We start from the raw sequence: 7,236 nt of genomic DNA, 5'->3' as shown, positions 1-7,236 counted from the left end.
AGCGCCGACACACATCGACGCAGATCAGATGTCACCTATCCGTGCAGCAGACCCACTTCCCCCATCTGTGGACTGAGGCCGTCTCTGCCCTGGGGTCTGTTGCCTTTGATGCCAAGTCTACGCCACTAGTTACACCGGTGTGGTTCCGCGCACCTCCGACCTTCCGCTGACGCAGTCGCCTCGGGTTTCGCACGCAGTGGACGATCGAAACCCTCCGCACACGCGACGCTGAGGCCTACCGGCGTCCCGCCGGACCACGCGACAAGCGCTCGTCTCCTGATGAGACAGGCGCGCCGCGGTCGCGCGTCAGCGCACCGGAGACACGCGGAGGCAGGGGCAACCGGGCGCCGAGATGAGACACCCCCCTGATTCCGATGCAAGAGGTGATCCACCACGCGCACGCGGGGCCTCGCCGGACGGCGAGCCCCCGCGTGCGTTCAGCCCTGGGCCCGACCCTCCCAGAGCTCTCGCAGGAGCGGCTCGAGATCATCGGCGAACTCGGCGAAGAGGCCGTGGCGTCCCTGCGGGTGCAGGTGGACGCGGGCGTCGGGCACCCGGCCCGAGATCAGGGCGGCGTTGCCGGCCGGGGTCATCCGGTCCTCGACGCCGTGCAGCACCAGGGTCGGTGCGGTGATCCGCGGCAGCAGGTCCCAGGCGTCGTGCCGGGCGCTGGTGCGCAGGTGTCGCTGCCGGTCGGCCGGGGTCATCGTCGGGTCGCCGAAGAGAGGCGACGTGACGCGGTCGCCCGTCCAGGCCGGGGTGAAGAAGGGGTCGGCCATCGTCGCGGTGCGCACCTGCTGGTCGGGATCGGCGAGCGCCCGCCGCACCTCCGCGCCACGCTCCGCGGCATGCGGTCCGCCGGGCGAGGTGCAGGCCAGCGCGAGGGTGCGCACCCGGCCGGGATGCTCAGCGGCGAGCATCTGCGCGACGCGCCCGCCCATCGAGGTGCCGTAGACGTCGGCCCGCGGGTGTCCGAGCGCGTCGAGCACCGCCACCGCGTCCTCGGCCAGCAGCCGCGTCGACAGGTCGCCGCCGGGATCCGTGGTCGCCCCGGTGCCGCGGTAGTCGAGGGTGATCGTCGGGCGCTCGGCCTCCCACCGCTCGCGCAGCACGTCCCACCAGCGGTGGGAGCAGGCCTGGCCTTGCAGCAGGAGCAGAGGCACCCCCGCTCCCGCTCCCCCGACCTGCGCTGCCACCCACGCCCCGTCGGCCCGCTCCACCCGGTGCTCGCTGATCGCCACCCCCGCAGTCTGGTCCAGGGCGCACCTCGAGCCCGGGACCGGGTCGCGGTCACGGGCGGGGTGTGGGTTCAGCTGGCTGTCAGGGTGCGGGGGTCTCGACAGGCTCGACCAGCGTTCGGTCGGGGAGCATCGCGGTGCCGGTGGGGCCTCTCCTGAAGTGGACGCCCGTCGGGCTGGTCCAGAGGTGATGGCCGGGATGGTCGGGGTCGGGTCGGTACCGCCATCCGGTGTGCGTCTTCGATCGATGGTGATGCCTGCAGAGACACGCGAGGTTCGACGCTGACGTCGGGCCGCCGCTGGCATGGGGCTGGATGTGGTCGAGGTCGGCGCGCCTGGCGGGGCGTCGGCAGTGGGGGAAGACGCAGGTGCGGTCGCGGACGATGACCTGCTCCCGCAAGAGGGGTGCGGCCTCGTAGGACTCGCAATGCCGTTCGGCCGCCAGGTCGAGGATCGGCCTGATCGTCACCTTCGACGAGCCTGCGCACCAGCTCTTGGCGGCGTCGAGGAGGAGCGGGGAGCGGGTGGACTCGAGCGTCGTGATGGGGCCGATCTCGCCGAGCGCGTCGGGGGAGAGGTGGACGTAGAGGATCGTCTCGCGTCGGCGGGCGGGCGCGGGGGTCTCGACAGGCTCGACCACCGACTCGGTGAGGTCGAGGTGCTGGCGCCCGAGCTGGCCGGCGGCCCACGCACGCCGCGCGTCGAGGGAGTCGGTGGAGCCCAGTGCGAGGGCCTGGTGGGCCAGCTCGGCGAGGGCGGCGTCGAGGTCGATCGCATCTTCGCGGTCCATCCGGCCGTGCACGTCGACCGTGCCATCGAGGCTGGGCTGGGCGACGGCGACGTCGAAGCGCCGGTCGTCACGAGCCAGCCGCTGGCGCAGGGCCGCGAGATCGGGGTCGACCTGCTGCTCGGCGAGGTTGATCGCGTTCTCGATCGCTCGCCGCCCCACGGAATGCGCATAGGCGGCGAGGAGCTGATCCGCCCGAGCAGCCGCCTCGAAGGAGAGCACCATCGTGTGCTCGGTGATCCGCCGGACCTGGGCGACGGTGACCTCGCCCTCGACGAGGCGTGCCCACAGCCGCGGGAGACGCGTGCACGCCTCGAGGGCGTGGCCCACGTAGTACCGCCCCGCGTCAGTGGACATCCCAAGGGCTGCTGCGATCTCGACGCAGCCGTACTCCGAGACCATCGGCGCACCCGGGCCGGCGATCGACACCTCGCAGTGCGTGCCCACGCGGAACGCCGCATCCACCTCGTCCGCAACGGTGTGGGTGATCGCCCAGTCAGCAGCCAGTTGGAAGGCCTCCCGCTCCAGGGCCTCAGCACCCTGCTTGGCCTGCATCGCAGCGCGCAGCAGGTCGCTGTCGCGCAGGAGGCGGGACTTCCGAGTGGCCATGCCTCATTCTACTAGAACATCAGTTCGAAAAGAAGGCTTGTGCACAGGGATTCCAGCGGGCGCGGGGGTCTCGACGAGCTCGACCACCGGCGGACGGCGCACCAGTGCAGGGGCCCGAACCCCCGCCCGCCTAACTGCGCCTTCGGAGCAGAGCGAACCAGGGGCCCAGCCGCGGCGGAAGCACCCACGGACAGACCCGACGACACCAGCACACCGCCCCTCAGGTCCCTGAGACGCGTGCCGATGGGAGACGTGACGGCCACGGAAGGCCGTCGCCCCCACGCACCAGGGAGGGTGCCCCATGATCACGCTCACGCGTCTGTCCGGATCGGCGTTCGCTCTGAACTCCGATCTGATCGAGCGGGTCGAGAGCACCCCCGACACGATCATCACGCTGGTCGACGGCAAGAAGTACGTCGTCGCGGAGTCGGTGACCGAGGTCATCGCGATCATCCGCGCGCATCGCGCCGAGATCGTCGCCCTGAGCGGGTACGTCCGCGTGCCCTCCGTGGACCAGCACGGGTTCGCGCTCGTCGCGACCCATCACGAGCCCCCGGAGCAGGCCGTGCGTCCGCGCAGCGCGACGCCGCGGCCCTCCCTCACCGTGGTCGCCCCCCAGGCTGCGGACGAGGACCGGACGGTGCGCCCTGACGCCCCCCGATCGGGCGACACCGTCCGGTCCGCCGCCACCCCGGCGGACCACCACTCCACCCCCGAGGAGCACAGCTGATGGACATCGCCACCCCGGTCGGCATCGGCGTCGGCATGGTCGTCATCGTCGCGGCGAACGTGATGGAGGGCGGCAACCCCGCCGCGCTCATCCAGATCCCCGCGATGCTGCTCGTCTTCGGCACCACGATCCTCATCAGCATGGCCGGCGGCACGATGGGCGACTTCAAGAGCTCGCTCGGCGCGCTCAAGACCGCCTTCACCGGCGGCGTGAAGCCGGCGTCCGACGTCGTCCCCGCCGTGGTCTCCCTGGCCGACAAGGCCCGCCGCGAGGGCCTGCTGGCCCTGGAGGAGATGGTCAAGGACATGCCCGACGAGTTCCTCGTCAAGGGCGTCACGATGGCCATCGACGGCACCGACCCCGACGAGGTGCGCGACATCCTCGAGGCCGAGGTGGCGGCGAAGAAGAAGGCCGACAAGCAGTCCGCGAAGTTCTTCGCCGACGCCGGCGCCTACGCGCCCACCATCGGCATCATCGGCACCGTCATGGGCCTGGTGCACGTGCTGGAGAACCTCGCCCAGCCCGCCGAGCTCGGCCACCTCATCGCCGCCGCGTTCATCGCGACCCTGTGGGGCGTCATGTCGGCCAACGTCATCTGGCTGCCCATCGCCAGCCGCCTCAAGCGGCTCAGCGAGCTCGAGGCGCAGCGCATGGAGCTGATCATCGAGGGCGTCGCCGCCATCCAGGCCGGCTCGAACCCGCGCGTCATCGCCCAGAAGCTCACCTCGCTGCTGCCCGGCGACCAGCAGCCGCCCGCCGCGGAGGCCGCCTGATGAGCGGCCACGGCGGACACGGCGGACGCCGTCGTCCCAAGCACGAGGAGCACGAGGAGCACGAGAACCACGAGCGCTGGCTGGTCACCTACGCCGACATGGTGACGCTCCTGATGGTGCTGTTCATCGTCATGTTCGCGATGAGCCAGGTCGACCAGAAGAAGTTCAACGAGCTCAAGGAGGGCCTCGCGGCCGGCTTCGGCCAGTCCGACTCCGTGCTCGACGGCAACCCGTCGATCCAGGACCAGCCCGGCGTCTCGGCGATGGGCCCCGTCGCCCCGAACCTCTCCAGCGAGGACCTCTCCACCGAGCAGGCGACGATGGTGAACGACGCCGTCCAGCAGGGCCTGCAGCAGCAGTCCGCGCAGGCCCGGCAGCGCCAGTACGCCGCGGCGCGCGCCGAGGTCGAGCGGCTCGACGACGTGCGCAAGAGGCTCATGGCGGCGCTCAAGGCCAAGGGCCTGCAGGGCGACGTCACCACCAGCTACGACGAGCGCGGCCTGGTGGTCAGCCTCGTCTCGCGCCACATCGTCTTCGCCGCCGACTCCGCCGTGCTCTCCGCCCGCGGCCAGGAGGTCGTGGACGCCCTCGGCCCGGCGCTCGCGAAGATCGACAGCGACCTGGAGATCGACGGCCACACCAACCAGGAGAAGGTGAAGCCGAAGATGTTCCGCACCGACTGGGACCTCTCGGCCGCCCGTGCCGTCACCGTGCTGCGCCGGCTCAACGAGACCTTCGACGTGCCGGCCTCCCGGCTGCGGCTGGCCGCCTTCGGCCACACCAAGCCGCTGATCCCCGTCAGCCGTCCGGAGTCGCAGGAGATCAACAAGCGCGTCGACATCGTCGTGCTCACCGGCCTGGCGGCCTCCACGGCCAGCCAGCTGCCCGACGCGGCCGACTCCCTCGGCCTGCCGTCCGCCGGCACGCTCGCCGACGCCCGGACCACCTCCGCCCGGAGCACCGGCTCCGCGCGCACCTCCGGCGGCGGCACCGCGTCCGCCGCCGAGGACCACACCGCCACGACCCACGAAGGAGCCCACTGATGGCCGCCACCCCCGCCGCTTCCGAGCCCGAGGCCAAGGGCGGCAAGAAGAAGCTCATCATCATGATCGTCGGCGTGCTCGTCGTCGCCGCCGCCGCGTACTGGTTCGTCCTCAAGCCGAAGCCGGCCGAGGGCGCGAAGCCGGCGCCCAAGCCGGGCGTCGTCACCCCCCTGGAGCCGATCCAGGTGAACCTCGAGGGCGGCCACTACCTGCGCATCGGCATCGCGCTCCAGCAGACCGACGCGGCCGCCGAGGCCCTCGACGGATCGAAGGCCCTCGACGCCACCATCGAGCTGTTCAGCGGCAAGAGCATCGAGGAGCTCTCCAAGCCCAAGGAGCGCGTCAAGCTCAAGGCCGAGCTCACCAAGGAGCTCGAGCACTCCTACGAGGACGAGGTCATGGGGGTGTACTTCACGCAGTTCGTCATGCAGTGACGGGCTGCTCCCCCGCGAGCACCCCATCCCCCCTCACCTCACCTGACTCTCCGTCCCCCGACGGGGTCAGGCCGCATGGCCCGTCCGGGCCATCTCGACGCTCCGACGTGCCCTTCCGCGGCGTGTCGACGCGGTTCGCCTCAGGTCCCCCTCGGCAGGGCCGATCCGGGGCGTCGTGAGCATGACGTCGCCGGCACCGGCCACTCCCCGATCCGGGTCGACGCCTGCCCGCGCCCGCCGTCGCACCGCCCGCGGCGGCACGCCGACGACCTACGACTTCCGGCGTCCCATCCAGCTCTCCCGCGAGCACCAGCGCATCCTGCAGCTGGGCTTCGACGGGTTCGCCCGCCAGGCCACGACGGTCTTCACCTCGGCGCTGCGCAGCGTCTGCTCGGTCACGCTCACGACGATCGACCAGCGCACCTACGCCGAGTACGTCGACTCCCTCGACGCCACCACGTACCTGACGCTCTACACGACCGACCCGATGCCGGGCCGCGGCATGCTCGACCTGCCGCTCAACGCCGTCATGTCGTGCGTCGACCACATGCTCGGCGGCCCGGGCACGGCGAACCAGCCGCACCGACCGCTCACCGAGATCGAGGCCGGCATCGCGGCCGGGCTCGTCGAGCGCCTGCTCGCCGAGATGCGCTACTCGCTGGCCGCCATCGTCGCGCTGGACCCGCAGGTCACCGGCGTCGAGTACAGCCCGCAGTTCGCGCAGGCCGCCGGCGTCGCCGACGTCATGGTGGTCATCGAGCTCGAGCTGCGCATCGACGACCGGCCGCACCGCATGTCGGTGTGCCTGCCGTTCACCGGCCTCCACCCGCACCTGACGGCCGCCGCCGCGCCCGCCCCGGTCTCCAACCGCGAGCGGGCCCTGCGCGCCGAGGCCGCCGAGCTGCTCCAGGTCGCCTTCCAGGACGTGCCGGTCGACGTCGGCGTCCGCTTCCGCACCACCGGGATCGACCCCGAGGTGCTCGCCTCGCTCCAGCCCGGCGACGTCCTGCGCCTCGCGCACCCGGCCGCCGCCCCGCTCGACGTCACCGTCGACGACACCGTCTTCGCCCACGCGACGGCCGGGGCCCGGGGACCCCGCCTCGCCGCGCTCATCGTCACCACCCCGCAGGAGAACCGATGACCACGCTCCCGATGGACGCCGGCCTCGACGGCGCCGGCCGTCTGGCCCTCGAGGCGGCCTCCGCCGTCGCCTCCGTCCTGCCCTCCAGCGAGCCGCTGGCCGCCGGCGACCCGCAGCCCGGCACCGAGCACGTCACCGGCCTGTTCGCCGGCGCCGCGGTCGTCGACCTCGCCGGCGCCGTCACCGGCCGCATCGCGGTGCTCGTCGGCGAGGACCTCGTCGCGGCCCTGCAGTCCAGCCCGATGGGCGGACTCGACCTCGCCGCCGCCGTCCAGCCCGCCCTCGACGCCGCCGCCGGCGTGCTCGGCGCCTCCGCGCAGGCCGCCCGCACCCTCGACCTCGCGCTCGTCCTCGACGAGCTCGTCGGCGGCGCCGGCGCGTTCACCGCCGTCCCGCTGCTCGGCAGCGGCATCTCCGCCGCCCTGCTCGTGCCCGACCCGACGCTGGCCCAGGCCGTCGCCGCGGCCCTGGCCGGGGGCGG

The 7,236-nt window shown here is 72.3% G+C and carries 7 protein-coding genes and 1 pseudogene; 6 read left to right on the top strand and 2 right to left on the bottom strand.

Annotated elements, in window-relative coordinates:
- Positions 1-437: 437 nt before the first annotated feature.
- Together ACZDWJ_RS19505 and ACZDWJ_RS19500 are read right to left on the bottom strand one after the other, a co-directional pair.
- A complete protein-coding gene (locus tag ACZDWJ_RS19505; protein WP_463523813.1) occupies positions 438-1,241 on the bottom strand; it encodes an alpha/beta fold hydrolase in 804 nt (267 codons plus the stop codon).
- Between the two features lie 79 nt (positions 1,242-1,320).
- Positions 1,321-2,634 carry an HNH endonuclease gene (locus ACZDWJ_RS19500; protein ID WP_463523811.1) on the bottom strand — a complete coding sequence of 438 codons (1,314 nt, stop codon included), beginning with the start codon at positions 2,632-2,634 and terminating at the stop codon, positions 1,321-1,323.
- A 301-nt stretch (positions 2,635-2,935) separates the two neighbouring features.
- Between ACZDWJ_RS19500 and ACZDWJ_RS19495 the strand changes: the two genes are divergently transcribed.
- From ACZDWJ_RS19495 to ACZDWJ_RS19470, 6 genes and pseudogenes are all read left to right on the top strand, one after another.
- Entirely contained in the window at positions 2,936-3,364 is a 429-nt protein-coding gene (locus tag ACZDWJ_RS19495; RefSeq protein ID WP_463523809.1) for a flagellar FlbD family protein, read from the top strand.
- Entirely contained in the window at positions 3,364-4,137 is a 774-nt protein-coding gene (locus ACZDWJ_RS19490; RefSeq protein ID WP_463523807.1) for a flagellar motor protein, read from the top strand. The genes ACZDWJ_RS19495 and ACZDWJ_RS19490 overlap by 1 nt, the downstream gene beginning before the upstream one ends.
- Complete coding sequence (locus ACZDWJ_RS19485; protein ID WP_463523805.1) at positions 4,137-5,180, top strand: OmpA/MotB family protein; 1,044 nt, start codon at positions 4,137-4,139, stop codon at positions 5,178-5,180. Before ACZDWJ_RS19490 ends, ACZDWJ_RS19485 begins: the two co-directional genes overlap by 1 nt.
- Entirely contained in the window at positions 5,180-5,614 is a 435-nt protein-coding gene (locus tag ACZDWJ_RS19480; protein ID WP_463523803.1) for a flagellar basal body-associated FliL family protein, read from the top strand. Before ACZDWJ_RS19485 ends, ACZDWJ_RS19480 begins: the two co-directional genes overlap by 1 nt.
- 181 nt (positions 5,615-5,795) lie before the next feature.
- Positions 5,796-6,755, top strand: coding sequence for a flagellar motor switch protein FliM (locus ACZDWJ_RS19475; protein WP_463523801.1), 960 nt, complete (start codon positions 5,796-5,798; stop codon positions 6,753-6,755).
- A pseudogene (locus tag ACZDWJ_RS19470) lies at positions 6,752-7,236 on the top strand (flagellar motor switch protein FliN); the annotation flags it as partial. The gene ACZDWJ_RS19475 and the pseudogene ACZDWJ_RS19470, both read left to right, overlap by 4 nt.

The sequence above is a fragment of the Nocardioides sp. B129/18 genome, assembly GCF_055282735.1.
The sequence above is the reverse complement of the archived record's forward strand: the minus strand, read 5'-3'. Positions and strand labels throughout refer to the sequence as shown.